The organism is Cytobacillus sp. IB215316 (assembly GCF_033963865.1).
In the GTDB taxonomy this organism is placed as follows: domain Bacteria; phylum Bacillota; class Bacilli; order Bacillales; family SM2101; genus Nanhaiella; species Nanhaiella sioensis.
Map to the genome: position 1 here is coordinate 17,562 of NZ_JAXBMC010000009.1, position 26,990 is coordinate 44,551.

Sequence of the window (26,990 nt, forward strand, 5' to 3'; positions counted from 1 at the left end):
AGCTTAAGAATCCCATATATTAGTCCCAATTAGTAGCCCTAACACCATAAAGCTTGCGATGAATAGTGTCACAGATAATTCTTCCATCATGATCCCCCATTATGTACATTAATCATATTAGTTACGTGCTCATAAAATATTTTACTTCTATTTATAATAAGGTTAGCATGAACTATCATAACAGTTGACAGGGAAATTCAAACGTTTTATGTCAATAATGTGAAAATTATTTGAACCTATTCATGGTTATTTGTTAGTGATTTAATTCTATCTCTAAATTGACTGTCACGTAAAACTGATAATTCGAACTCATTTAAACTACTTGAAAGTTTAATTGATTCATAGGTATTTAATTGATTAAAAAAGATTGCTAGCGCTCTTTGATTCCCATTTTTATCAGTCGCATATAGGGCTTTTGTCAATATGTATAAAGTTGAACCACCTTTTTGCCCTGCATGCTTCAACCATTGTTGATTAGCTGGATTTTCCATTAATCCTTCCATTACAGGATGTAAATGCTCTTGTACTTCAGGTGAAAAATATTCACGACTATTAATCTTCTCCATAATTCGTGCGTAATTATTAGTCGTAGATGTACTAAACCGCTCTGAAAACATTCGATCAAAGTCGCTATCATGCCAAGTTGAAGGATCTGCTTTTTGTTTATAAATGCTCGCATCATCACTTTTAAGTTTTTTATGTATTTGATTAGCTAACTCTTTCCACTCTACTGAAGATAAATCTTTAAGTGTTTCTTTCACTAGTTGGTGCTCTTGTTTGCTTGTTATTTTTCCGTAGTTATTAGCCTTTACTTCGTATGGAATATATAAACTAGATACGAATGGATAGATTTCTTCATGATTATCCAGTCCCAATTTTTTTATTCGCTCATTAATTTGATCTAATCCAAGCCTCATCATTAAAAATTCTGTATTTGCATTTGAACTAAACTGAATCATACCTTTTACAATTTCTTCAAGTCTAACAGTGTCATTTTGTATTAGGTCTAGTTCTTTCATACGCTCTAGCCAAGCGTTGTGAGCACCTCCATCTGTATTGGGAACATAAAATTTTTCTAACACACAAATTTGAACAGTTTCATTTGATGTGACTAAACCTTCAGCTGCTTGTTCCGCATACTCAATTGCGATAATCGTTTTTACTGTACTAGCTAAAGGCATGCTTTGATCAGATCTAATATCCCCTATTACCTCACCATTCTCGATTAAATAAAGTGATGATTTTTCTTTATTTTCCTCCAGGAACTTTAAGACATAATCAGTGCTTGGTGTGTATATCCAGCGCCTTATACCCCAAATAATAACAAGAAATATAATAACTGCTATACCGAGAATTTTAAGAACTAGAGTCATTTCTTCACCACCTTGTAATCTACAAATATTCCATATATATTAAAATAGGAAAAAATAATATATTTCAGTTATGCAATACATGCATCTGCACATAAAAAGGGCTAAACTCAAAGATGCGTTCATAACTACAACGGTTGTAGTCACTCCGCTTTTTGAGTAACCCTCAAATTATAGTGAGTATTTTACTGGATTAAATGCTGTTAAAGAATATATAAACTGCTTTTGTCGCTCTGTTTCATCGTCTTCCATATCAACGATTGCCCACAACGCTTCATCAAAATAAACGAATAACAATACGTCTTGCCATAATATTTTTTCTTCTTCAGTTAATGTAATATATTCAAAATATCCTTTTGTAAATTCAGCCCATTCCTCTTCAGTAAACAACCTGCTAGGTGCGGTTTCTATCTCAGTATGGAATAAAATTAATGCTAATGCTAAGTCTACAATTCTTGGAACAATTCCTCCATTGTCTGGATCAATTAAAACTGGATGATTATCTTTTTCGTAAACTAAATTACTTGCTTTATAATCCCAGCTTGCATTAACCATTGGTAGCGTTTTTTTCTTTAAACGAGAAAAATCACTCGTTAAGAAATCTTCAATACGACCTTTTAATATATTAAACTCTTTTTTCTCTGGACGATTTTTTAATAAGTTAGATGAGATCTCCTGCAAATCATTTGTTACATCATTCGTAAATTCATCATCAAAATTTAGCCAATCAAACCGAGCACATTCAAACGTATCTACTTTATTGTGAATTTGACCTAATAATCTTCCTGCTTCATAGATGTCTTGAAGAGAACCATCATATTTACGACCTTTAATAAAAGGATACATTGTCCAAGTATGGTCTTTATATTGAATGAATGGATTTTCCACCTTGACTGGGGTAACCACTTTTATTCCATTAGAATGTAAGCTCGTAGTCCATTCAACAAGCTTTTGTGCAGTATCCATCGTTCTTCGAGTTCGTTTAATAATAACATCCTGCCCTCGATACTGACATTTATATACAGGAGAATATCTATATATAGAATTAGCAGCTTCCTCTGTCCATTCCACATCCCATAACCTGAACAAGTTTTGTGTTTCTTGAGTATTCACTTATATCACCTTTTCCTAATTTATAGAACGTTCATTACCTCTTTTGAAATTTCCTGTTACCTTAGCAAGAATTAATTGAACTTCATGCTTACTATTGGCTTGTTGAAGTTTAGTAATTATTTTTTCTGCTTCTTTACCTTTTAATGTTTTTACTTGTTTACCCATCCATGTAATAAAAACTGTGTTGTTCTTTGTTACTCGGTAACTAAACATTTCTTCATTTAATCTACCCCGTTTATCAATTTCCGTCATGGTCGTTCACCACCACTTGTCGATTTTGATCTATAAACCTGTTTTGACCGATAAACCTCTCTATTTGACCCATAAATTCATGTTTTTGACCCATAAATGTCTCAGTTTGACCCATAAAACATGTTTTTGAACCATAAATGTCTCAGTTTGACCCATAAAACATGTTTTGACCGATAAACCTCTCTATTTGACCCATAAAACACGTTTTTGAACCATAAATGTCTCAGTTTGACCCATAAATTCACGTTTTTGACCCATAAAACATGTTTTTTAATCGAAAACTCCTCGTACGATGTAAAAAACATGTTTTAGATAGGTCATCCGTTACGTTGAAGTACCGTTTATCCTGCTAAAGACGACTGTTTACCTTGTTGTAACTGGTACATCTGATAGTATTTTCCTCTCATTTGCATGAGATCATCGTGATTACCTTGTTCAACAATTCGTCCTCGATCGAGTACTAAAATTTGATTCGCATTTTTTATCGTCGATAGGCGATGAGCGATAATAAACGTTGTACGTCCTTTTTTCAACACTTCTAACCCGTCCTGAATAATCTTTTCAGTTTCTGTATCAACATTTGCGGTGGCCTCATCAAGAATGAGAACTGCTGGATCAAAAGCAAGTGCACGTGCAAAAGATATTAACTGTCTCTGCCCTGTAGATAACGTACTCCCTTTTTCAATTACCTTCTCGTCATAGCCATTTTGTAAGTTTTTAAGCAATCGATCTGCCCCAACATCTCTTAAAGCTTTTTCTACTTGTTCACGAGTTATCATTGGGTCATTTAAGCTAACGTTAGAAGCTATTGTGCCCGTAAACAAAAATGGATCTTGTAAAACGATTGCCATATGCTGCCTTAACATTTGTACTGGGATAGTATTTATATCTTGACCGTCAATGAGTATTTTGCCTTCTTTCGTATCATAAAAGCGGGACAGAAGATTCATAACTGAACTTTTTCCTGAACCCGTATGACCTACAAGTGCAATCGTATCCCCTTCCTTCGCCTCAAAGGAAATATCATGGAGAACTGTTTCCCCTTCTTTATAGCCGAAAGAAACTTTATCAAATGTAACATTACCTTTATAGCGTGGCATTTTATCCTCACAAACTTCTGTGCCATCTTTGTCAAGAAGCTCAAAAACTCGTTCTGAAGATACTAATGCTTGCTCAAGATTTGCTAATTGGTTTACTAATCCAGTGATCGGTTGGAATAGACGATTCAAATAATCAACAAACGCATATAGCACACCTAGGGATATAGCCGAATTTACTGTTAATGATTGGCCACCAAAATACCAAATCAAAGCAACGAAGGCAATATTACGTAGTACGCCAACTAAATTATGAGATGTTAAAGAATTTAAGCGTAGTAACTTATTTTGATGGTCGAAATAATCTTTATTAATTTCTTCGAATTCTTCTTTTGTTTCAGGTTTTCTTCGGAATGCTTGAATAATAGTCATTCCTTGTATTGATTCATTGATCATTGCATTTATATCACTTAAGCGTGATCGTATGATATGGTTGTATTTTGACGCATACTTTCGATAAAATTTAATCCAAATGACTAGTATTGGAACAAGCACTAAACAAATGAGTGCAAGTTTTACGTCCAATAAAAATAACGCAATATAAATACCAGTAATATAAATAATACTAGTAACGAATGTTGCTAACACGGTTACAAATAGTTCTTTTATCGTTTCAGTATCATTAGTAATCCTTGAAACTATTTTTCCAGCTGGTAAACTGTCGAAATATTTAATTGGCAGTTTTTGAATATGTGTAAATACATCGTTTCTCATTTTCTTAATAATACGATTTGCCGAAGTTTCTAGATAAAATTTTTGCCCATATGTGAATATTGAAGCGACGACAAGCAAAGCAAAGTACACTAAAATTAATTTAAATAAATCGTCTACTTCTGGCATGTAAAAAGATAATAGCTCATCATTTGTTAGTTCGACAGCTGGATAGCTCATCTGTTCATTACTACGGGTAATGATCAATGTGCCGTCATCAAATGTTCTTTCACCCTCAGGAGTCGTAACTGGTTGGTCAACAAACACATAATCTCTACCTACTTGTAAGACGCGAACCTCTTTTCCTTTTACTTCATCGACAGAAAAATGATCCTCCCGTTTGTACCATGTATCTTGATATAATACAGCGTTTTCCCCTTCATCTGTTTCATACCACGGATAACTATCAATTCCTAAAATGTGCTGATCAATCATGCGCTTTGCAATAAATGGACCAGCTAAATCAGCTGCAACAGCAACCATTAGCATGAGTAGTGCAAAGATGATTGTTTTTTTGTATAAAAGAGCATAATTAAATAAGCGTTTTCCTATTGTCATACAACCACCTCCTCTTCAATATGTTCTTCTAGTTGCTGACGGTCATATTGCTCTTTGTACCATCCGTTTTGTTGTAGTAATTCAAAATGGGTACCATCTTCAGTGATTTTTCCATCTTCGAGAACGAGTATTCTGTCAGCATGCTGGACAGCAGACAATCTGTGTGTTGTTATAATTGTAGTTTTGCCAGCTCGTTCTTGCTGGATATTCTCAATAATTTTTGTTTCTGTTTTAGCATCAACTGCTGAAAGAGAATCGTCTAGAATCAGTATTTCTGGATTAACTACGAGCGCTCGAGAGATAGAAATTCGCTGCTTTTGCCCGCCCGACAATGACACTCCTTTTTCTCCTACTAATGTTTCTAGTCCTTCAGGAATAAGAGCTAAATCTTTACGGAAAGCAGCTAAATCAATGGCTTTGTCAATCTCTTTGTCTGTTGCGTCTTTCTTACCAAATATGATATTTTCTTTTACAGTTCTAGAGAACAGCACGTGATCTTGAGGAACGTAACCGAGCCATCCTTGAATTTGCTCTATCGCAATATGCTCAAGTGACACATCAGAAATAGCAATATTTCCAGTACCAAGCGGGTATTCACGTAAAAGTTGTTTTACTAACGTTGTCTTTCCACTTCCTGTTTTACCAACAATCCCTAACGTTTCTCCACGAGATAGATTGAATGATATTCCCTCCAAATTATTAACCTCTGAAGAAGGATATTTAAATGTCACATTGTCAAATGAAATTGCTCCTGGATATTCAAGCGAACGAGGTTGCTTATCGTCCATTACATCTGCTTCATATGAAAGTGTTTCGTTAACACGATCTAGTGACGCATTACCACGTTGCATTACATTCATTAATTCTCCCACTGCAAACATTGGCCATATAAGCATTCCTAAATAAACGTTAAATGAAACGAGCTCACCTAATGTAATAGCCTTATGAAAGACTAGATACGCTCCGTAACCTAGACCTATTAAATAACTCATACCAACTAATACTTTTATCGTTGGCTCAAACAGTGCATCAATGACTGCAACTTTTACATTTTTCTTATAAACATCGTTGGTCTGGGACTCAAATTGTTGTCGGTCTGCTTGTTCCTGTACATATGCACGCACAACTCGAACACCTGATATGGATTCCAACACACGGTCATTCATATCACCAAATGAATCCTGAGCTTCCGTAAACCGTTCATGGATTTTCTTTCCATAAATCTTCATCGCAATCGCCATGATTGGCATTGGTAACACTGCCGCAAGAGTTAACTTCCAACTGATCATAAAACCCATTGTAAATAATATCGTCAACATATATGCAGAAGAATCTATGAGTGTAAGTATTCCAAAACCGGCTGTGATTGATATGGCTTTTAAATCATTCGTAGCCTGTGCCATTAAATCCCCTGTGCGTTTCTTTTCATAAAATGTTGGGGTCATCTTTAATAAATGATTCATAAATCTTGAACGTAACGTTCGCTCCACAACGAACGCTCCACCGAATAAGTTGTACATCCATTTATATGTCATTGCATATGTGACAACCATAATTGCCAATAACACCAATAAATATTGAGTCAGTTTTTGAACAGTCAAACTACCTACAAAAATATCGTCAATTGCCCCACCGATTAGCCATGGCGGAATCACCTCTAATATGTTCACGATAAACAATAATGTAATTGCCACTGCGTAGCGTTTCCATTCTTCCTTAAAAAACCATTTTAATTTTAATAAAACTGAAAACATGTGATCATCCTCCTTTTCTTAGTTGTCTGTACGCTAGCCACCTTCGAGATCTCCAGTATTCATCGTTCTCAATGATTGTTTCGCTTCCATTTCATGTCCTCCTAAAAAATTTGGTTAAGTATGTTGTTTTAGTGTTCAATGAACAGAAATACCTTTGCTCTGTTATGTTGAACAATCGTTATATATAAAAAGGGCATATCCGAATGATTCCAGATATGCCCTAATTATCCAATTATATTGTATAGCAATATAAAAAGGCACAAACCACGGATTAATTCCATGACCTATACCTTGTGAGAACAATTGTTTTCAACTTCTGAGATTTTTTTAAAAATCTCTTAGTTTAAATATAAAAAGCCGTCATTGGATAGGTCACGTTTTTCATTATGAAGTTATTGTTATTGTTCACGTCTACATCTTTGATATCAGTAATGAATACAATTTTCTTCATCATTTCGTAACCCTCCTTGTTAATAGTTAAAGTTAATACTTTGCTAGATTATCATTAATTGGCTTGTTCTGTCAATTCTTATTTTTTAAAAAAATATGTGAATTAACAAATTGTGTTAACGATTTAAATCTTTGCTGAGCTAACTTCTTCAATTAATTTGCGTGTAGCACTCATTTTATCATCTGCATGTGTAATTGCTGTAATGACTGCAACACCCTCTGCTCCAGCTTGTATTATTGGATGAATCTTTCCAGCTTTTATCCCACCAATTGCAACAATCGGTACCGAAATGTCGTTGTCTCTCATTTCTTGAATAATCGAAGGTCCATTTACATTTGTCGCATCTTTTTTTGTATTAGTTGGATAGATTGAGCCTACACCTAAATAATCGGCTCCTTTTGCGGTTGCATCTTTTGCTTGCTCAACTGTATGAGCAGATACGCCTAATACCATTGTGGAGCCTATTTTACTACGCACATTTTCGACTGGCTCATCCTCTTGGCCAATATGTACACCATCTGCTTGAAGCTTAATTGCTAATTCAATATCATCGTTAACGAAAAAAGGGATGTTGTGATCTTTACATATCTTTTGAAGCTCAATTCCTAGATCATATTTTGCTATGCCACTTTTTGCTTCAATACCTTTTTCACGATATTGAAAAGCAGTGATACCACCACGGATCGCTTCGAGTAGAACGACACAAGGATCACCTAAACAATCTTGGCTGCCCATCACGAGATAAAGTGGTAACATTTCTTGAACCTTTTTATTAGACATTTTAAAGAGCTCCTTTCTTGCCAAATGCCCAATGATTCGTAGGTCCATGTCCCAAACCAATGCCTAACTCATGCTGTATCGCTGCTTGGATAAAAGCTTCTGCAGTCTCAATAGCCTCGTAAATAGCTTTTCCTTTAGCAATTTCTGCGGTAATTGCCGCTGCAAAAGTACAACCAGTTCCATGTGTATGTCTCGTTTCTATTCTTTTGTTATGAAACTCATAAAACTCGTCACCATCAAATAATAGGTCTACAACAATATCGTCTTCGTCATGACCACCTTTAATGATTACATTCTGTGCACCTAGTTCATGAATCATTTTTGCAGCTTTTTGTCGATCATCCAAATTATTTATCTTGATGCCTGCAATTATTTCTGCTTCTGGTATATTCGGAGTAATAACATATGCTAACGGGATTAAGTACTTCTTAAGAGTCGTAACCGCTTCTTCTTGAAGCAAGGCAGCACCACCCTTTGCAACCATTACAGGGTCAACAATTATATGTTGCCACCTATATTCAGAAATTTTATTAGCTACCGCTTTGATTAATTCACTCGAAAATAGCATGCCAGTTTTTATGGCGTCTGGAGCTAAATCGGTAGCGATAGAGTCTATTTGTTGAATCGTAGCTTCTACTGTTAATGGGAAGACCCCTTGAACACCGAGAGTATTTTGTGCGGTCACTGCTGTAATAGCAGACATACCAAACACATCAAGCTCTTGAAATGTTTTTAAATCAGCTTGAATCCCTGCTCCACCTCCGCTATCAGATCCAGCAATTGTTAATGCTTTATATACATTCATTTGTACCATCTCCAACTTTACTAGGATGTTCAAATAAGTAAGTGCTTGATAATGGGAAGGATTTTTTGAACATACACTATTTTATTTAGCTCATTTTAAAATGTTGTTATTGCTACTAAATTAGAACAGCTTTTGAAGGTTTATACATCCTCATTTGGATGAAGTAACAATGCTTTGTTTATCGCTAAAAACAACACTCAAAGCAAAACAGTATGTTGTTTGACTGTATTGGCAATGAGTGTCTTCATTTCATTACATGTTTTCACCCTAAATATTTGTGATATAACGACCTTGCCTCTGATATTTCCTTTGTGCCGTGAACGAGGACACGACCATCTTTAAAAATAACGAGCCGATGTTGACCTGTCGAAAATGTAACTAAATATGGATTACGCTCAACCGTACCACCTTGAGATTTCAGTAGATCAGCTACTTTTTCCAAATCCCGATCAATTTTTTTTGGTGGTCGAATTTGTACCGCGTCTCTGCCACAAAGAATGGCTGATTTCGTTTGATTTTCATAAGATAGAAATGGATAGGTTCTATCTTCACCACAAGATGAACATTCAGTCTTCTTTACTTTATCAACACTAATTGCTGAATGTTGATTTTTCCAAAGATCAAAAGATACTAGCTTTTTTCTTAAAGCAGCCCAGTCTTCGACTAATATCTTTAAAGCTTCAGTTGTCTGATAAGCGACCACCATTTGAACTGCTGGACTAATAATTCCAGCAGTATCACATGTCATCCCTCCTAAAGGGACTGTTTCTAGTAAACAATGTAAACATGGTGTGATTCCAGGGACAATTGTATAGCTAATTCCATAGCTTCCAACACAAGCACCATATATCCAAGGAATTTCGTATTTTTGCGAAATATCATTTATTAGCAATCTCGTATCGAAATTATCGGTTGCATCAAGGATGAGATCTACTCCTAAAACCAACTCTTCCATTTCTCGTACAGACACATCTGCAACATGTGCATTGATTTCCACATGTGAATTTATCGCTTGTAATCGGCTTTTTGCTGCAACAGCCTTAGGTATTCTCTCTTGTGCATCTATTTCACTATAAAGTTGTTGTCTTTGTAAATTGCTCCATTCAACATAATCTCTATCAACGATTGTTAATTTTCCAACCCCTGCTCGCACGAGGGCTTCAGCATTGCCTGTTCCTAATGCTCCAGCCCCAATAAGGAGTACATGCTTGTTAGAGATTTTTTGTTGACCTGTTTCACCAATCGGTAAAAATAATTGTTGTCGTGAATAACGTTCACTCAACCAATGCTCATTCCTTCCATCGGACTGCTAGCAGTAGCATATCGTTTTTTTGGTATACGCCCCGCCTCATACCCTAACCGTCCTGCATCAATCCCCAGCTTCATTGCTTGTGCCATCTTAACCGGGTCATTTGCACCAGATACTGCTGTATTCAACAATACACCGTCAGCACCTAACTCCATTGCTAAGCTTGCATCTGTTGGACTACCGATTCCTGCATCTACGATTACTGGAACCGTAGCCTGTTCAATAATAAAGCTTAAATTTAAAGGATTGATAATACCTTGTCCAGAGCCAATCGGTGATGCACCTGGCATAATTGCATGACAGCCTAACTCCTGTAGTTTTCTTGCTAGTACAACATCATCAGACGTATAAGGCAAGACAATAAAGCCTTCATCAAGTAATTGTTCGGATGCTTTGTACGTTTCTATTGGATCTGGTAGCAACGTTTTTGAATCTCCAATTACTTCTACTTTTATCATATCACAAAGACCAGAAGCTTTTGCTAGCTTTGCAATACGAACAGCTTCTTCAGCCGTTGCTGCGCCAGCCGTATTTGGTAATAACTTATATTTACTCACGTCTAACTGTTCTAAAAAATTAGGTTGACTTTTTTCATAAATATTCATTCTTCGAACTGCAAAAGTTAATACTTCTGTATTCGATACATCAACAGCTTCCTTTTGTACCTCAAAACTAGAATATTTACCTGTTCCTAAAAATAAGCGTGATGAAAATTCATATGGTCCAATTTTTAACATATTAACCGCCTCCTACAAAATGTACAATCTCAATTTTGTCATTATCATTTACTTGTGTATCTTTATGATCCTGCTTTTGTAAAATAGTAGAGTTAATTTCAACAATAACAATGTTATCCTCAAGCTCGAAGTGGGCGAGTACATCTGATATATTTTCTAAATTATCAGGTACATCTACCCGATCACCATTAATAAATAACTTCATTCTCACACTCCTTTCACTAACAACATTGTCTAATCATAGATTGTTATTTTCATAGTTTCTAGCTCGATGTTGATTTGCGTACAACATTCAATCTGTTTACGTAAGCTAGCTGTATATCTCATCAACAAAACATACGGAAAAAGAACCTATATTTAAAAACCCAATCATTTTAACGATCAATTCGAAAATGGTGTATTAACTCATGATCAAGATTGATTCCTTCAACTAAATCAGCAGTAACTTTGCCAGTTATAGGGGCTAACAAAATCCCATTACGATAATGCCCTGTAGCTATAATTAAGCCCTCCACATGCGGGTGCTCCCCTAACAAAGGCATACCATCGTGAGTTTGAGGACGAATGCCAGACCATGCTTTTTCAAATTGAGTGTTGATGATTTCTGGTAAAATGATCGAAGCTTTCTCTATTAGACTACAAACGGAACCCGTAGATACTGTCGTATTGAATGTATTTGGGTACATTGTTGCTCCAATAATTATTCTTCCACCCTTTTTTGGAACTAGGTAACAATGATGAGAAAAGATTGTTTGTGTTAACAGAGGTTTGTCAGTTTTGACAGCTAAACATTCCCCTTTTACTGGATAGCTAGGCAATGATAACCCAGTTTGCTTGACAACCATGTCCGTCCAAGCACCGCTAGCTACAATAATCCGTTCGGAATGGAATTCACCCTCGTTTGTCACAACACCTTGGATTCTATTATTTTTTATGATTAATGAATAAACATTCGTTTCCTCTTTGATCGTAGCTCCTAGCACCCTTGCTGCCCTAAAAAATGCAATCGTTAAATCATAAGCGGACACTTGGCCATCTGTAGGTATACTCATAGCTCCTCTTACAATTGGAGACAGTGAAGGTTCATATGCTCTCACTTCTTCAGATGTTAAATATTCAGTTTGTTCCCCAATATTTTTCTGCAATTGAATAATGTGTTTTAATTGCTGCTCCTCTTCTTCACTTATTGCAATCTTGAGCATTCCTTTGTTCACATACCCAATATGGACGTTCGATTTGCTTTCTAATTCCTCGATCGTTGTAGGAAACATGCTCCTGCTTTTTTTAGCTAATTGAAACAGTGGCCCATCCTCAGTTAATTCCGCTTGAGCTGCTAACATCCCTGCAGCAGCACCAGAAGCTTTACTACCTAATTGATCTTTCTCAATGACCAGCACATGGTGCCCTCGCTTTGCTAGATGATAAGCGATTGAACCACCATTTATACCTCCACCAATAACGATGGCATCATACGTTTTCTTCATGTAATCATCTCTTTCGATAACATTTTTGAATATTCCTTTACTGCTTCTATAGGCGTTTGGGCTAATAATACGCCTGACAATACTGCCACTCCATCTACTCCTCTATCTATCAGTTCAGGAATATGAGATGGTTTAATTCCTCCAATGACAATTAAAGGTATAGATAGCTGTTTTTTTAATTCTTCGACGCTATCAACCCCTTTAGCTATCACTCCTTTTTTGGAGGAGGTAGGATAAATATGACCATATATCACATAGTCAGCCCCTTGCAGTTCTGCTTCAACAGCCTCTTCTATTGAATGAACAGACTTCCCTATGCGAAGTTTTGGAAATGCCCTTTTCACATCGCCTACTGATAAGCTATGATATGCTAGCTGAACACCACCAACTTCAGCAATTGTAGCAACATCAATTCGGTCATTTATGACTATTTTATTAAGTGGTACACTTCGTTGAATTAGTTGATTAATCGTTTGGTATAAGTCTCTCGCTGACATTTGTTTTTCACGTAAATGTATAGCAGTTGCAAAAGGATGAATCTCACTAATAATCGAAACAAACGTGTTTATTGATTGTGTCCCAGTTGAAACAATATGTAGCTCTTTGTTTGCCATAAGACCTCCTTGTAAATAAATTTAGTCAAGTATTTGAGCTTAGTTTATTCAGCTCTAGACATTACTCACTAATAAACGGTCTCACATATCAAGATGAGGAATGTACCAACTTAAATATACTTAGCAATCCAAACGGCTCATCGCTATTGAGAATTATCCATATACTATAATTTGTTTCCTAGACGTGATTGGCAAATAGGAAAATAACAATATTGAAATGTACATGTCGCCAGCAACAGTCATAAGCATAAGCAACTAAAAAACCCACTCTTGCGTAAGAGTGGGTTTACATGTATCGAATGCATGAATAGTTGACGTTATTAATCCAATTCATGAATAATATGTCTCACACCTATTTCATAAATTAAGCATGAAGACAAAGTCATTATCACATGTTGTCCACTTCCCTACGCTGGTGTCAGCCAGATCAGGTTCAAAGGGTCTGGAAACAAGCTTCCATCTCAGTCTTTATTCAGACTCCCCTAGTGTTAATATATTTAGTTAGGCTGTCTCATACTTTCCTATGAAAGCCTTTAGCTATTTCTTTTCATAGTATAACACATGTACTAGATTTCTCAATTAATATATATGACAGTTGAGTGAATATCATGACTCACAGCTTTTCACAAGATATAGAATTTTTATAATCTTTAGAGAAGAAGAGATTTCCTGAACTTTAGTTATATTCGTTTTTAAAAAAGCAAAAAGGAATATCATATCAACTTTTCACATTTAAACGATGGGGACCAACAATCCCTCGCGAAACTGTACTAATTTAATAAGAAAGCAACAAATTTCACGAAATAAACTTACTATTCAACTACTACAGCTGTTCCGAATGCAATGATTTCAGAAGCACCTGTCATCACATTAGATGTTTCTAAGCGTAAACATATAATGGCATTCGCCCCTTTACTTTTTGCATCTTCTACCATTCTGCTAATCGCCCGCTGCCTAGCCTCATCCATGACTTCTGTATATTCTTTAATTTCTCCTCCAACAAGTGTCTTAAGCCCTGCCATGATATCTTTACCAATATGCTTCGTTTGCACAGTATTCCCTCTAACAAATCCTATTAATTGTTTGATCTCTTTCCCTGGGACAAAATCAGTAGTTACTAAGATCATCTTGATCTTCCTCCTTTTTTTCTTTTAAACGTTCAAAAATTAACATGACAAGTAACATGATTAAAATAACAAAAGCACTACCAAAAAAATACAAACTTACTTTGAATTTAATTAAGAGAAATACAAACCCAAGTATTTGAAAACATATGATTAAAGTAATTAAACAATATTTAAGCACACTCAATACAAACCACCTCTAAAATATAGTTTTGTGAACAAGTATTAAAAATATGTTAATCATGTATATTACGAATGCCCCTATCAAATAGTTCAAAGAAAAAACAAAAAGCCCCTATGAAGAATAATCCACATAAGAGCTCGATGAGCATGTAAGTTGTTATTAATATTGTTAAAAGAATATTATTGTTTTTTAAGTTTCCATTTGTTAAATTCTAAAAATTCTTTAAAATCATTTTTCGAAACACCAGAGTCCATTGCCTCTCTTACAAGGTTTATCCATTCAGAATCAAGATCCTCATCGGGTATTTCATCTTCATCAAATAATAATGAATTGACTGAAACATCTAAAACCATTGAAATTTTTTCTAAAAACTGAACAGAAGGATTTGACTGGAGATTGCGCTCTAAAGAGCTTAAATATGATTTTGCAACCCCGGCACGATCAGCCAACTCTGTTAGTGATAATTCTTTTTGTAATCGGTATTTTTTCACGCGTTCCCCTATCATTTTCTCACCTACTTATTTCTTTCTATGTTAGAGTTAAAATGTTTTATTGGTTATCTAAATTCATTGGAAATAAAAACTATTCGAATTATTTCTGCGTATATATTCATTTACTAAACATTTTCGCATATATGTTTTAGTATACCATACAGCAGGGGATGATTGTTTCATAAAATCATAACAACTTAAAGCACAGTAGATTTTTTCAATTATGCTTGTTTGACATCTTTAAAGAAATTACGTATTTCCTCTACAGGTAAACCAATTTCTAATGCTGTAAGAATTAAATCAACCCACTCCTCATCGAGCTTTACTTGCTGCTTTGTCATTTTTTCCCCTCCACAATAGTTTTCTTTGTTATATACTTTGTTGCTATATATCCTCTTCCATGAACATCTCAATTCAATAAATTTCATTTTTCCATAGGACTTACCTAATAATAAATTTTCTCTTATGTTCCGCATTTTTTCTTCGTAATAACAACAAGGCTGTAGGCAAAAATCCTCTGTCAGTCATCATTTTTCTTTTGTGCCTGAACAATTAAACGATGAGTAGGATTCTTAATAGGATCGCATGTAATTAACGTAATATATGAATCATCTCCTAGATTAGAAAGAACAGACATATCAGTTGGTAAAACTACTATCTTATTAAAAACAGAATACACATGATTATCAGTAAGGGTTTGAATGACTATCTCATCCCCACTTTCAAGTTCATCTAATCTATTAAAAAATTTTCCGTAAGTATAACTTCGGTGTGCTGCGATAGCAGCGTTACCTTTTTTACCTATAGGAGCCGTTTCAATTAAATGACCAGCAGCATATTTCAAGTCTTTATCTGAAGACCCCTCAACAATCGGTAGAATTAACTCAATTTTATTAATTGAAAGCGTACCTATAACGTCGAGATTTTCACTTTCTAATACTTTATCTGGTTGACTTTTAGTTATCTTTTTAGAATCAATTGTCTCACCTTTGTTTAATACTTGATTTACCGCCTGGTAATTACTTTGTAAGTTATCATCTATCGTCACTGGTGATACTTGTTTGAAGGACTGTAATAACTTTTGTTGATTGTAAGAGTTATAAAAATTATTCACTTTTGGATAAGCAATAATTAAGATACCAAGAAAAACAAAACAAATATAAAATTTTTTCATGAATCTCCTTCTCCACCAACTGTTAAATCATCTTATTTGTTCTTACTGATAAAATACAACATGTTTAATACTTGTCATACAACAGACAAATCATTCATATTCTTAATAAAGAACAATAAATTGATAGCTATTCTTAGTCTCAAATCGAAAGAAGCAAAGACTTATATACAAGCCCCCTATATTGTTTACTTGAGCAATTCGATGAATTCTTTAAATTTTTTTACTTTTTCCTTATCAATATCAACTTGAGAAAACTCTAATGCTAATGCTAAAACCTCATTATCTATTTCTTTATGTTTATACTTTTCATCATTTGGACTGATAAGTTTTTCAACATTCACATTAAGTGCTGCTGCAATTTTACAAATTATTTCTATACTAGGGTTCTTCTGTATGCCTCTTTCAATGATACTTAAATATGATTTAGAAACACCCGATAGTTTAGAAAGTTCTGACAATGAAATCCCTTGCATTATTCTTATCTCTTTTACCTTACAACCATCCATTAATTTTCCTCCTTCGGCATTTTTTCTTTAGTGAGCACCATCTCCCTTTCTCTACTCAATACATCTTATCTTGTTGTTGTATAATCTCTAGATTCTTTTTATACAATGATAATTTCAAATATTTTTTTGTTACCTCTGAAAGGTCTCCAATAACCTCATCACTTACTAAATGGTAAACAATCACATGATCATATCCTTTTATTCCTATTTCACACCTTTCATCGATACTTCCAAATACATTTATTTCTTCTTTAAATATATCTAAGTTAATTTTTAAAATTATTTCTTTACTCACAGGAAATTTCAAATCACAAACAAAAATTAACCCATCATCTTGAAAAGAGATAATTTTAATAGCTGCACTTTTCGTTTGGATAGACTGATTTCTAAATCTCACAATTGATACAACCCCACTAGCAGGTTGTTGTATGCTTATGGGTAACAAAAAATTCACCTCCAAAAAAGGACATTATAATCCTTAAAACTGTTCTCCTTAATGAATTTTAAGTTCTTTATAAAGAATTATATATCTAGTATAAATCGAACCACATAAAAAACGCAACTTAATTTTTGGTGCTAATTACCATAATTCCATTCCAATGATGACAAAAAAACATAAAAAATATTGCCAATTTACTCCAATAAAAAAGAGCGGCTCTAAGTCGAATTATCGACTTAGAGTCGCCCCAATAGCTGTCTAGTTATAGCTTTATCCTTATAAGCTTCCGTTTATAGGTTATTTTACTACATGAATTGTTTTATCAATATGATCATGAAGCTCATCCTTTTTCATATGGACAGTCACTTTATACTCACCGATGGTATCAAAGGTTTTTAGCGCCTTATATTCTCCAGCGTCACCTTCAATAGCGTCAATATAATCATGCTTTTCTTGACCGTCCTGCCAAACTTCAAACTGAACCTCAGCTTTTGATAATGGATTATTATCTAATTGGAGATGTGCCGTTAATGCTACTTCAGTATTTAATTTCACATTATCCATTGACATAAAATGAATTTTGAGTCCTTCACCATGATTTCCTTCTTCATGGTCGCTAGATTCACTTTCCATGTTCTCGTGACTATCTTCATCGCTCATATCCATGCTCTCACTTGAGTCATCATTCATTACGCTTTCGCTCTCTTGCTGAACATCAGCCGAACCGACTGTTATATCTTCCGTAGGCATAGTATGTAATCCTCGTGCTGTAACATGTGCAGTAACAGCATAAACACCTGCTTCTGAAAAAGTTTTGTTAATAAAATAAACTCCGTCTCCTTTGAGCTTTCCCTCTACTTCCTCTGATTCCTCTTCATCCATTTTTTTAATTTCAAAGGTCACACTATCAGCATCATTAACAAAACCTTCTCCCTGTGTTACTGTTGCGGATATTTCAACTTCATCCTGTGGATTAATTACAGCTGGCTTCGTTTGAATTACTACCTCAATCAATTCCAATTGTACATGTGGCTCCTCTGTTTTAGAACAACCAACTAACCCTATGATCAATACTGCAACTAATACAAGTAACTTCTTCATTATTTAATTTATCTCCCCTTCTATCATTGATAAGTCCATTATTACCAATTTTATTATGTAAAAAATATCTAACAGTCATTTTACAATAAAATTGTGTTAGATCTGTGAAATTAACGCAAATGTATTTCTTTTTTCACAAATAGAAATTGTTATCATCTTTGATTGTTATATTTCGCCCATAACAATAAACAAGTTAACAACTAAAGTTAGTCAATGACAACAGTATAAAACTACTTCAAAAGCTTGATTTAGACCTTTCTTAACAAAAATAAAGAGTAATGATGACAAAAATAGTCGATCATATATTTGAGAAAGGTCAATAATAGTTTTCTTTCAACATTACCTTTATTATGAACAAAGCTGTGCATCTGTTTACTTTTTCTACATGTTCATATATTAACTTGGTTGTTATGGAGTGAAAACAACTATTTAAGTTTCTTTATATATGTAACAAACGATTCATGATGTAATCATTCATTAAGACTAATATACACGACAAAAAGGAAATTGACATATCGTTGATGATATGTCAATTTCCTTTTTTTGTCTTACAAATCAATATTATTGTTGTTCATTTGTTACTAGATCTTTCGACTTTCCTTCTACCAAAATAGGCTCTTTTACCATTTCTTCCTTTAATTCGTCTAAACTATTTTTTATATTTCCTTTTCCTGAGAAATTCTCAATTAAGTTTTTGACATCAATACCAGAAGAGGCCTTTAGGGATTCCTGTAGTGTTGACATCAAATCTGTAGCATAGCCTGTTACTTTGTTGGCACCACCATTTTCTCCACTACCTGTGTCAACGACAGTGATTTTATCGATATTTGATAATGGACTTGCAACTTCCTTCGCATATTGTGGAAGCATGCTAATAATCATATCAAGTGTTGCTGCTTGACCGTACATTTCAAATGCTTCAGCAATTTTTTGTTTCGCTTCTGCTTCTGCAAGACCTTTAAGACGTGTAACTTCTGCTTCTGCTTCCCCTTGTGCACGTTCTGCATCTGCTTTTGCAACACCGTCAATTCGTACTTTTTCCGCTTCTGCTTTTGCCATCGCTTCAATACGGTATTTTTGTGCATCTGCTTGTGCAATTTGTTGAGCTTTTTCCGCTTCTGCCGACTGCTCTACAGCATAGCGATCAGCATCTGCTTTCTTTTTCACCTCAGAATCATATTGCTTCTCTCGACGTGTTATTTCTTTTTCTTCAAGCTCAATTTGCTTTTGACGCTCTATAATTCTAATTTGCATTTGTTGTTCTGTAACTTCCTGTCTAGCACGTGCTTCCTCTAAATGATACGCTTGGTCAGCCCGTGCTTTCGCTATATCCTGCTCTCTACGGTAATCAGCAATATTCATTTGATTCTCTTTTTCTGCTTCAGCAATTTCTGTTGCACGTTCTAATTCAGCTTTCTGAGCATCTTTATCCGCTTCTGCACGCTTGATGCGTGTTTCTTTGTCTGCTTCTGCTGTCGCGATGTCAGCATCACGTTTTACTTGTGCAATACGAGGTTTACCTAATGATTCTAAGTAGCCATTTTTATCGCGTACATCTTTAATCGTAAATGATACGATAACTAAACCCATTTTTGCTAAGTCTTGAGATGCTACCCGTTGAACCTCTTGAGAGAATTTTTCCCGATTCTTGTAAATTTCTTCTACAGTCATTGATCCTAGAATAGAACGAAGATGTCCTTCTAATACTTCTCGTGCTTCATTTTGAAGTGCATCCTTTGTTTTCCCAAGAAACTGCTCTGCTGCTGTTGCAATTTCTCCAATTGTGCTTCCAATCTTAATAATCGCTGTACCATCTGCCATAACAGGAACACCTTGTTCCGTATATACTTCAGGTGTTTGTACATCTAGTTTACTAGATAACAAGCTTAGCGGTTCGGATTGTTGGAATACTGGTAATACAAATGTACCTCCACCACGTACTATTTTTATTTTATTGCCACCTTCATCGACATTAACATTTTTGCTCCCTAAGTAGCTTCCAGTAACGATAAGTGCTTCATCTGGACCAACTGTTCTGTATCTGCTAACAAATACAGCAATTAAAGCAAGAATTAATAAAACTACAACTCCTATTACGATAAATATTGTGCTAAGACCACTCATATTATCTCCTCCTCTATTATTTTCTATCTTACAATAAATTTATTTTTAAAACTCATAATTTTCCTCATAAGGTGCTACTTGTAATACACCGGATTTGACATCAATGATAATGACTTGCTGTTCAGAAGCAATCGGCTTTTCATCAAAGCTCTGTGCAGATTTTGCGATATTGCCACTCTTACCTTCTAATATTACCTCTCCATATCCACCTTTTGGAATTGAAATAATAACCTTACCTATTCTCCCCTTTAAATCGTCTTCAGATATAGTAATGGAACTTTCAGCTGACTTTAACGGTACAAAAACAAATAAATGCAAGATGATTGAACAAACAAGAGCCGTAACGAAAGATATAATTGCTGAAACAATACTTGTAAGGGAAGTTAACCTTTCTAATAAGTAACCTGCTGCACTAAAAATAGTGAAAAATGATAACAACAAAGACGGATTTAAATATCCTCCAGGATCAACATCCAATATCCCATCAAGAATATCACCAAATAAAATATAAATAACCGTTAATATGCCTCCACCTATTAAACAATACAAATAAATAGTTTGTAAGGGATATCCCATAACCTCCATCATTTTTTCCTCCTTTCTTTAGGCTGCCTAATTAATAATACGATCTTATGCAAGAATAGTTTCAAAATTCTTTAATATTTTGTTTAGAAGCAACCAAAGTGAATAATCCCGGAATCCTATTTTCAATTCCATCATCTGTATCGTATGGCATCGCCCACTTGATTCCCTTTTCTTCTTCTAAATAGTTTATTATGAAGCCAGCTTGTGAGACAGCCGTAACGACTTCTCCTATATTCCACCTGCGAATCTTCACTTTGTTTACCGTGTTACGATGATATTCAGGTAATAAGACCCGATATGCAACATCTTCTTCTATTACTTCTTCTTGAAAATAATCTCCTGCAGCATTCAGTTCATTTTCTCCTTGGAGCAACTTCGATACGACTGGGTGATAGTCTCTAAGTATCAACTTTCCCCCATATTTGAGTGATTGGAAGACAAGCTTAAATAAAGGTTCTAAATCAATGAAATAGTGCAGCACTCCTAATTCTAGCAAAATGAAATCGTTCTCTGCTAGCTTTTTTTCATCTGGAATTGCTAATACATCTGAAACGATGTACTCGATGTTCACATTAGCTTCGTGTGCCAACTCTACTGCATATTTTTTATTTTCTTCTGAAATATCAACAACGGTTACTTCAGCACCTAATAATGCAAAACACACAGCATTATTACCTTTAGATCCGAATAAATTTGCTAGCTTTTTACCTTTTAAGTCACCCATAAACCTTAAGTAGTGAGATACTTTATTTTCTGGATTTTTCTTTAACCGTAAAGCGTACTCTTTCGGTGTGCCATATCTTGCAAACCAAGCTTCGTAAGCTTTCTCATTCCATGCCATTTGATTATAGAAACTAACTACATCCTGTTTTATTTCGTATCCCCCCATTCTACTAAGTTTAATAATATTCGTCATGTTGCTGTTTTAATCCTTTAACTTTTTTCAAGTCGAAAATATTAGGTTTCTTTAATAACTTTGTTGCAATTTTTTTGCTGTTTAATTCGATTGTCATTTTTATAAAAAACACTGATTGAATTCTAGTGGCATAATAAGTATATTTCTTAGCACGAAAATAGTCTCAATTATTGCCACTGCTTAAATTAGTAAAAGGGTCTTTTCTATTTTACGAAAACGTAAAGTAAGATGGGCTTGGTTCGAGCCTCTTTATTTGATGGTAGAAATGATATCACGAATGCTATACGTAATCGTGTTTATCCTTTAGTAAAAAGTAACAATTTATGCAAAAATAACTTTGTACAATGTCGTTTTGCAGATAAATGGACTATTGCGATAAAACAGTCTAATATAGAAGTACATAAAATAATTGTAGGGAGATTTGTGCATTGAAGGATCGTAAGTGGTATCAATATTTGCTGTTTTTATTCGCAGCATTAGTATTATGGAAATTTGTAGATAATTATGAATTGGTGAAGCTGACGGTCTCTTCATTTTTATCGTTACTCTCTCCATTTTTTGTCGCCTTTGGAATTGCTTATTTATTAAAGGCGCTAGTTGATTATTTTGAAGGAAAGTTCAAAGTAAACCGCATTATAAGTATTACTACTGTTTATTTGTTGTTCTTTTCATTTATAGGCTTAATCTTCACTTTTATAACGCCAATTATTATTGATAATATAGGTAACCTAATTAGCAACCTACCTAAGTATATAGAAGATACAAACAAATGGATAACAAAATATATCGTTGAGAATGAACTGTTAGAAAAATACGGTATTACGTCTAATGTAAATACATATACTAATGATCTATTTTTGAAAATTGGGGAATATACTAGTTTGTTTTTAAATAAGCTTGCTGACTGGTTAATATCCCTTACATCCACAGCTTTCAATATTTTAATAGGAATTATTATTTCGATCTATATGCTAAAAGACAAAGAGGCTTTTGGTGCCGGAGCAAAAAAATTGGTTAAAGCATTACTCTCTGAACGCTATGCGAAATCTGTTCTACAATTTTTCAGTCATTTAGATGAAGTTTTCTCAAAGTTTCTAGTTGGAAAATTGTTAGACTCCCTTATTATAGGAATATTATGTTTTATAGGACTTTTAATATTAAATGTACCGTATGCACTATTAATCAGCTTAATTGTAGGTATTACTAATATGATTCCATATTTTGGTCCATTCATTGGAATGGTACCAGCTGTTATCATTACATTATTTAGTGATCCAATCCAAGCACTATGGGTAGCCATTTTCATCTTTGCACTTCAGCAATTTGATGGTTACTATTTAGGACCAAAAATTTTGGGTGATAAAGTTGGCTTAAGCCCAGTATGGATCATTTTAGCTATTATAATCGGTGGTGGTACATTTGGTGTAATAGGGATGTTCATTGCAGTACCAATTGTAGCCGTCATAAAAACTACGCTTGAAGATTTAGTAGAAGCTAGGTTATCTAAATAAGAACAAATACCTTAACATCAAGTAGTTCAGTTGGATTATAATTAATAATTTCCAATATGAACTACTTTATTTATGTTAACGATTATTTGTTTTAACATCGTTGCATCCTCTAATTCACGTATGCTTTTTAAGCCATGTAATAATATCTTCATACACCTCATCCCGGTTTGTTTCATTCAACATTTCATGCCGTCCATCTTTATATAACTTACAAGTAACGTCTTCAATACCCGCTGCCTTATACGCTTCATATACTTTCGATACACCTTTGGAAAAATTACCCACAGGATCCTTTGCACCCGAAAATAAGTATATCGGTAAATCTTTTCGTATTTTTAAAATATTATCTCTTCTATGAATAACCTCAAGCCCTGTTAATAAATCATAAAAGAAACTAGAAGTAAATACTCCACCACATAAAGCATCGTCAACATATTTATCAACTTCTTGTTGATCCCGGGATAGCCAATCAAAATCAGTTCGTGTCGGTTTAAATGATTTATTATAGCTACCAAAAGAAAGTTTATCTAACCGTTTGCTACGGTGACGCAGTCCTTTCCTAGTCATTTCGCTTTTTGCTAATCTCGCCCCAATTTTCCCCAAGATTCCAGGGTCGCCGCCAGTCCCAGAAAGTATTACACCGGTGATCTCTTCACCATGTAATTGTATAAATCTTCTAGATAAAAACGATCCCATGCTGTGACCAAATAAAAATATTGGAAGTTGTTCATGTTGTTCCTTGATCAGGTTTGTGAGATAAAACATGTCCTCTACAACTAAATCAAAGCCGTTTCTATCTGCAAAATATCCAATGTCCTCTTCATTATTTGCAGTTTGTCCATGACCTCGATGATCATTGCCATAAACAATATATCCCTCATTGACGAGCGCCTGAGCAAATTTATCATACCTCCCAATATGTTCTGCCATACCATGCGCAATTTGGACAATTCCTCTTCGGTACTCGGATAGTTCAGGAATCCATTTTTTAGCATAAATCTGCTCACTATCGGTTGCTGAATAAGTAAAGGTTGCAACGTGCATCATAACATCCCCTCGGCAAAATTTTCACTTTGTTATATTTTATTTTGACTACACATAGAATTAATCCTTCTAATCAATTAAAATATATGCAAATAACATAATATTTCATTAGCTTTAGTTATATTTAAGGCATACTGCTTTTCCTTATGAAATCATATGAGAAATATTATGAATAGGAGCGATTGTATGACAGGTTATTCTTCTAAAAACCATTCATATAAAGGTGTACTAGGTGATATGGAATCGTTCGTTGATCATATAAGTGACGTACTTCAATGCCCTATAACCATTGAGGATGCTAACCACCGTTTAATAGCTTATAGCACACATGATGAACGAACAGACCCAGCAAGAATTAAGACAATCATTGGAAGAAGAGTTCCTGAAAAAATTATTAACAGTCTATGGAAAAACGGTGTAATTCCTGCTTTATTAGCAGGGGACGAACCGCTGCGTGTTAAAAGTATCAGTGAAGTAGGTTTAGGATCACGTGTCGCAATTTCGATTCGCAAAAACAAAGAAGTATTAGGCTTTATTTGGGCATTAGAAGTAGAGAATCCCCTAGCTGAAGATGACTTGGTTTATTTACAACAAATGGCACAATTAGCAAAGAATCATCTGTTACAGCTCCAAATTCGTAAGCAACAAAACAAAGAGGGCTATCAAGAATTTTATTGGAAGTTATTAACTGGTCATATGTTATCAAAGGATGAAATCGACCAAAAGTTCTTTCAATTACAACTTAATCCACCTAAATTATTTTCAATCATCGTATTTCAATTTGAAAGCAGTATTGATCATAATATAGAAAAAAACATTACATATATTTTAACTACGTCACAACGAGTAAAAATTATTTTTTACACTATTGATTATAATAAATTAATATTATTCACATCACCTAAGGAAGAGAACAACGAGCAAAAACATGGACTGACTAACTTTATCGAACTTTTTATAAAACTAATGAAAGAACGCTTCAACGTCACAAATATTATTGGAAGCGCAGGACACATTTATGATAAGTATGAAAAAGTTGAAACCAGCTATAGAGAAGCGTTAAATGTACTTGATCTAAAGGAACGTTATCCTAATGAAATGAATAATATTTTAAGTTACCAGGATATTGGCATCTATCAATACTTTGATATTTTATTAGAAAAGAAACGTAAGGATGGTATTGAGAATCATTCAATAAACAAGCTTGTAGAATATGATCGCCAACAAAATAACCACTTACTTCAGACATTAGAAGCTTATTTAGATTTTGACGGTAATATTAATGAAACAGCAAAACATCTCCATATTCACGTCAACACATTATCTTACCGATTAAAACGTATTTCAGCGATTGGCGATATAAATCTAAAGGATCCCAACCAAAAACTTACCCTCTATATCGAAATGAAATTAAGCCGCTTAATGTAAGGGTCTGCCCCTCACTACCTAAAGTTATTAAAGTAGTGAGGGGCAGACCTCAAACCATTTGTGGAAATCCACAAATGGTCAATTTTACATTTTAGTTTTTACACAAAGAAAAAATATTTTTTTACATTTATACTAACCTTAAATATATGATCATGTTATTTAGTGACATTTATCAAGGGGGATAAAAGGATGATTATAGGGGTACCTAAGGAGATTAAAAACAATGAGAACCGTGTTGCAATCACTCCAGCTGGAGTTGTAGCATTAACGAATGCAGGGCATAGTGTATTAGTTGAAACGAATGCAGGCGTTGGAAGCGGATTCACAAATGAAGATTACAAAACATCTGGCGCACAAATAATTGATTCTGCTCTTAAGGTATGGGACAGCGCAGATATGATTATGAAAGTCAAAGAACCACTTCCTTCTGAATACAATTACTTTCGCGAAGGCTTAATCTTATTCACATACCTTCACCTTGCTGCAGAACCAGAACTTGCACGAGCTCTTGTTGATAAAAAAGTAACAGCGATTGCTTATGAAACAGTTGAAGTAAATCGCACATTACCGTTATTAACACCGATGAGTGAGGTTGCTGGGCGCATGAGCTCACAAATAGGTGCGCAATTCTTAGAAAAACCGAAAGGCGGAAAAGGTATTCTCCTCGGTGGAGTTCCAGGTGTTTCACGCGGAAAAGTTACTGTCATCGGTGGTGGCGTAGTCGGCACAAATGCGGCAAAAATTGCTGCTGGACTTGGTGCTGATGTAACGATAATTGATTTAAGCCCAGAACGTCTTCGCCAATTGGATGACCTGTTCGGAAATAGCATACAAACTTTAATGTCGAATCCGTTAAATATCGCAGAAGCAGTAAGAGAATCCGATCTAGTTATCGGGGCTGTTTTGATTCCTGGTGCGAAAGCTCCCAAACTAGTTACAGAAGACATGGTTGCTACGATGAAACCAGGTTCTGTTATTGTTGATGTTGCAATTGATCAAGGTGGGATTTTTGAAACAGTTGACCATATTACAACACATGATAATCCAACATATACGAAACACGGCGTTGTCCACTATGCAGTTGCAAACATGCCTGGTGCTGTACCGCGTACATCTACGATCGCTTTAACGAATGTAACAGTTCCGTATGCGTTACAAATTGCTAATAAAGGCGTCGGAAAAGCAATCGCAGATAATACGTCTTTAAAGCTTGGTGTGAATGTTGCGAACGGTTCAGTAACATATGAAGCAGTCGCAAAAGACTTAGGATACGAGTACATTTCAGTTGATCAAGCACTCAATAAAGAATTAACAACTATTTAACAAAG

At 34.7% G+C, this 26,990-nt stretch carries 26 protein-coding genes and 1 riboswitch; of the genes, 3 read left to right on the forward strand and 23 right to left on the reverse strand.

Features of this window, described 5'->3' with window-relative positions; all coding sequences use genetic code 11:
* Nucleotides 1-236 precede the first annotated feature (236 nt).
* The 22 genes from SLH48_RS14405 to SLH48_RS14510 form a co-directional block, all read right to left on the reverse strand.
* On the reverse strand, nt 237-1,373 hold the full coding sequence (locus SLH48_RS14405; RefSeq protein ID WP_320258752.1) for a serine hydrolase: 1,137 nt from the start codon (nt 1,371-1,373) through the stop codon (nt 237-239).
* Between the two features lie 168 nt (nt 1,374-1,541).
* Nucleotides 1,542-2,483: a phosphotransferase gene (locus tag SLH48_RS14410; protein WP_320258753.1), complete on the reverse strand. Its 942-nt coding sequence runs from the start codon at nt 2,481-2,483 to the stop codon at nt 1,542-1,544.
* A gap of 15 nt (nt 2,484-2,498) precedes the next feature.
* Nucleotides 2,499-2,735, reverse strand: coding sequence for a hypothetical protein (locus SLH48_RS14415; RefSeq protein ID WP_320258754.1), 237 nt, complete (start codon nt 2,733-2,735; stop codon nt 2,499-2,501).
* 341 nt (nt 2,736-3,076) lie between these two features.
* The gene (locus SLH48_RS14420; protein ID WP_320258755.1) at nt 3,077-5,101 is read right to left on the reverse strand and encodes an ABC transporter ATP-binding protein; all 2,025 of its coding nucleotides are present in this window, start codon (nt 5,099-5,101) and stop codon (nt 3,077-3,079) included.
* On the reverse strand, nt 5,098-6,855 hold the full coding sequence (locus SLH48_RS14425) for an ABC transporter ATP-binding protein (RefSeq protein ID WP_320258756.1): 1,758 nt from the start codon (nt 6,853-6,855) through the stop codon (nt 5,098-5,100). Before SLH48_RS14425 ends, SLH48_RS14420 begins: the two co-directional genes overlap by 4 nt.
* Nucleotides 6,856-7,429: 574 nt before the next feature.
* Nucleotides 7,430-8,086 (reverse strand): thiamine phosphate synthase, encoded by a 657-nt coding sequence (gene thiE / locus SLH48_RS14430; protein WP_320258757.1) that lies wholly within the window; start codon nt 8,084-8,086, stop codon nt 7,430-7,432.
* 1 nt (nt 8,087) lies between these two features.
* The gene (gene thiD / locus SLH48_RS14435; RefSeq protein ID WP_320258758.1) at nt 8,088-8,891 is read right to left on the reverse strand and encodes a bifunctional hydroxymethylpyrimidine kinase/phosphomethylpyrimidine kinase; all 804 of its coding nucleotides are present in this window, start codon (nt 8,889-8,891) and stop codon (nt 8,088-8,090) included.
* A 262-nt stretch (nt 8,892-9,153) separates the two neighbouring features.
* A complete protein-coding gene (locus SLH48_RS14440; protein ID WP_320258759.1) occupies nt 9,154-10,173 on the reverse strand; it encodes a thiazole biosynthesis adenylyltransferase ThiF in 1,020 nt (339 codons plus the stop codon).
* Nucleotides 10,170-10,937: a thiazole synthase gene (locus SLH48_RS14445; RefSeq protein WP_214483498.1), complete on the reverse strand. Its 768-nt coding sequence runs from the start codon at nt 10,935-10,937 to the stop codon at nt 10,170-10,172. Before SLH48_RS14445 ends, SLH48_RS14440 begins: the two co-directional genes overlap by 4 nt.
* Nucleotide 10,938: 1 nt before the next feature.
* Nucleotides 10,939-11,142 (reverse strand): sulfur carrier protein ThiS, encoded by a 204-nt coding sequence (gene thiS / locus SLH48_RS14450; RefSeq protein WP_320258760.1) that lies wholly within the window; start codon nt 11,140-11,142, stop codon nt 10,939-10,941.
* A gap of 169 nt (nt 11,143-11,311) precedes the next feature.
* Nucleotides 11,312-12,421 carry a glycine oxidase ThiO gene (gene thiO, locus SLH48_RS14455; protein WP_320258761.1) on the reverse strand — a complete coding sequence of 370 codons (1,110 nt, stop codon included), beginning with the start codon at nt 12,419-12,421 and terminating at the stop codon, nt 11,312-11,314.
* A complete protein-coding gene (tenI, locus tag SLH48_RS14460; protein ID WP_320258762.1) occupies nt 12,418-13,035 on the reverse strand; it encodes a thiazole tautomerase TenI in 618 nt (205 codons plus the stop codon). Before tenI ends, thiO begins: the two co-directional genes overlap by 4 nt.
* A gap of 387 nt (nt 13,036-13,422) precedes the next feature.
* Nucleotides 13,423-13,529, reverse strand: a riboswitch (TPP riboswitch).
* Between the two features lie 318 nt (nt 13,530-13,847).
* Nucleotides 13,848-14,162, reverse strand: coding sequence for a YbjQ family protein (locus SLH48_RS14465; protein ID WP_214483494.1), 315 nt, complete (start codon nt 14,160-14,162; stop codon nt 13,848-13,850).
* A 360-nt stretch (nt 14,163-14,522) separates the two neighbouring features.
* Nucleotides 14,523-14,849 carry a helix-turn-helix domain-containing protein gene (locus SLH48_RS14470; protein ID WP_214483493.1) on the reverse strand — a complete coding sequence of 109 codons (327 nt, stop codon included), beginning with the start codon at nt 14,847-14,849 and terminating at the stop codon, nt 14,523-14,525.
* Between the two features lie 206 nt (nt 14,850-15,055).
* Entirely contained in the window at nt 15,056-15,175 is a 120-nt protein-coding gene (locus SLH48_RS14475; RefSeq protein ID WP_320258763.1) for an anti-repressor SinI family protein, read from the reverse strand.
* Nucleotides 15,176-15,354: 179 nt separating this feature from the next.
* Nucleotides 15,355-16,008, reverse strand: a complete 654-nt coding sequence (locus tag SLH48_RS14480) for a class D sortase (protein WP_320258764.1) — start codon at nt 16,006-16,008, stop codon at nt 15,355-15,357.
* Nucleotides 16,009-16,193: 185 nt separating this feature from the next.
* The gene (locus tag SLH48_RS14485; RefSeq protein WP_320258765.1) at nt 16,194-16,514 is read right to left on the reverse strand and encodes a helix-turn-helix transcriptional regulator; all 321 of its coding nucleotides are present in this window, start codon (nt 16,512-16,514) and stop codon (nt 16,194-16,196) included.
* A gap of 55 nt (nt 16,515-16,569) precedes the next feature.
* Nucleotides 16,570-16,959, reverse strand: a complete 390-nt coding sequence (locus SLH48_RS14490; protein ID WP_320258766.1) for a hypothetical protein — start codon at nt 16,957-16,959, stop codon at nt 16,570-16,572.
* A gap of 291 nt (nt 16,960-17,250) precedes the next feature.
* The gene (locus SLH48_RS14495; protein WP_214483488.1) at nt 17,251-18,054 is read right to left on the reverse strand and encodes a FixH family protein; all 804 of its coding nucleotides are present in this window, start codon (nt 18,052-18,054) and stop codon (nt 17,251-17,253) included.
* 561 nt (nt 18,055-18,615) lie between these two features.
* Nucleotides 18,616-20,178: a flotillin family protein gene (locus SLH48_RS14500; protein ID WP_320258767.1), complete on the reverse strand. Its 1,563-nt coding sequence runs from the start codon at nt 20,176-20,178 to the stop codon at nt 18,616-18,618.
* 45 nt (nt 20,179-20,223) lie between these two features.
* Nucleotides 20,224-20,763, reverse strand: a complete 540-nt coding sequence (locus SLH48_RS14505; RefSeq protein ID WP_214483486.1) for an NfeD family protein — start codon at nt 20,761-20,763, stop codon at nt 20,224-20,226.
* Between the two features lie 61 nt (nt 20,764-20,824).
* Nucleotides 20,825-21,637 carry a class I SAM-dependent methyltransferase gene (locus tag SLH48_RS14510; protein ID WP_320258851.1) on the reverse strand — a complete coding sequence of 271 codons (813 nt, stop codon included), beginning with the start codon at nt 21,635-21,637 and terminating at the stop codon, nt 20,825-20,827.
* Between the two features lie 470 nt (nt 21,638-22,107).
* Between SLH48_RS14510 and SLH48_RS14515 the strand changes: the two genes are divergently transcribed.
* Nucleotides 22,108-23,190 carry an AI-2E family transporter gene (locus tag SLH48_RS14515; RefSeq protein ID WP_320208398.1) on the forward strand — a complete coding sequence of 361 codons (1,083 nt, stop codon included), beginning with the start codon at nt 22,108-22,110 and terminating at the stop codon, nt 23,188-23,190.
* A gap of 114 nt (nt 23,191-23,304) precedes the next feature.
* Here SLH48_RS14515 and SLH48_RS14520 read toward each other — a convergent pair whose 3' ends face one another.
* On the reverse strand, nt 23,305-24,234 hold the full coding sequence (locus SLH48_RS14520) for an alpha/beta hydrolase (RefSeq protein ID WP_320258852.1): 930 nt from the start codon (nt 24,232-24,234) through the stop codon (nt 23,305-23,307).
* 186 nt (nt 24,235-24,420) lie between these two features.
* On the opposite strand from SLH48_RS14520, the gene SLH48_RS14525 reads away from it, so the two are divergent.
* Together SLH48_RS14525 and ald are read left to right on the forward strand one after the other, a co-directional pair.
* Entirely contained in the window at nt 24,421-25,662 is a 1,242-nt protein-coding gene (locus tag SLH48_RS14525) for a PucR family transcriptional regulator (RefSeq protein WP_320258768.1), read from the forward strand.
* A 189-nt stretch (nt 25,663-25,851) separates the two neighbouring features.
* Complete coding sequence (gene ald / locus SLH48_RS14530; protein WP_320258769.1) at nt 25,852-26,985, forward strand: alanine dehydrogenase; 1,134 nt, start codon at nt 25,852-25,854, stop codon at nt 26,983-26,985.
* The last annotated feature ends 5 nt before the right edge of the window (nt 26,986-26,990 follow it).

Coding starts and splice junctions, on each gene's coding strand:
- SLH48_RS14405 (WP_320258752.1), bottom strand. CDS start 1,373: ATGACTCTAGTTCTTAAAATTCTCGGTATAGCAGTTATTATATTTCTT.
- SLH48_RS14415 (WP_320258754.1), bottom strand. CDS start 2,735: ATGACGGAAATTGATAAACGGGGTAGATTAAATGAAGAAATGTTTAGT.
- SLH48_RS14420 (WP_320258755.1), bottom strand. CDS start 5,101: ATGACAATAGGAAAACGCTTATTTAATTATGCTCTTTTATACAAAAAA.
- SLH48_RS14425 (WP_320258756.1), bottom strand. CDS start 6,855: ATGTTTTCAGTTTTATTAAAATTAAAATGGTTTTTTAAGGAAGAATGG.
- thiE (WP_320258757.1), bottom strand. CDS start 8,086: ATGTCTAATAAAAAGGTTCAAGAAATGTTACCACTTTATCTCGTGATG.
- thiD (WP_320258758.1), bottom strand. CDS start 8,891: ATGAATGTATATAAAGCATTAACAATTGCTGGATCTGATAGCGGAGGT.
- SLH48_RS14445 (WP_214483498.1), bottom strand. CDS start 10,937: ATGTTAAAAATTGGACCATATGAATTTTCATCACGCTTATTTTTAGGA.
- thiS (WP_320258760.1), bottom strand. CDS start 11,142: ATGAAGTTATTTATTAATGGTGATCGGGTAGATGTACCTGATAATTTA.
- thiO (WP_320258761.1), bottom strand. CDS start 12,421: ATGAAGAAAACGTATGATGCCATCGTTATTGGTGGAGGTATAAATGGT.
- tenI (WP_320258762.1), bottom strand. CDS start 13,035: ATGGCAAACAAAGAGCTACATATTGTTTCAACTGGGACACAATCAATA.
- SLH48_RS14465 (WP_214483494.1), bottom strand. CDS start 14,162: ATGATCTTAGTAACTACTGATTTTGTCCCAGGGAAAGAGATCAAACAA.
- SLH48_RS14470 (WP_214483493.1), bottom strand. CDS start 14,849: ATGATAGGGGAACGCGTGAAAAAATACCGATTACAAAAAGAATTATCA.
- SLH48_RS14475 (WP_320258763.1), bottom strand. CDS start 15,175: ATGACAAAGCAGCAAGTAAAGCTCGATGAGGAGTGGGTTGATTTAATT.
- SLH48_RS14480 (WP_320258764.1), bottom strand. CDS start 16,008: ATGAAAAAATTTTATATTTGTTTTGTTTTTCTTGGTATCTTAATTATT.
- SLH48_RS14485 (WP_320258765.1), bottom strand. CDS start 16,514: ATGGATGGTTGTAAGGTAAAAGAGATAAGAATAATGCAAGGGATTTCA.
- SLH48_RS14495 (WP_214483488.1), bottom strand. CDS start 18,054: ATGAAGAAGTTACTTGTATTAGTTGCAGTATTGATCATAGGGTTAGTT.
- SLH48_RS14500 (WP_320258767.1), bottom strand. CDS start 20,178: ATGAGTGGTCTTAGCACAATATTTATCGTAATAGGAGTTGTAGTTTTA.
- SLH48_RS14505 (WP_214483486.1), bottom strand. CDS start 20,763: ATGGAGGTTATGGGATATCCCTTACAAACTATTTATTTGTATTGTTTA.
- SLH48_RS14520 (WP_320258852.1), bottom strand. CDS start 24,234: ATGCACGTTGCAACCTTTACTTATTCAGCAACCGATAGTGAGCAGATT.
- SLH48_RS14525 (WP_320258768.1), top strand. CDS start 24,421: ATGACAGGTTATTCTTCTAAAAACCATTCATATAAAGGTGTACTAGGT.
- ald (WP_320258769.1), top strand. CDS start 25,852: ATGATTATAGGGGTACCTAAGGAGATTAAAAACAATGAGAACCGTGTT.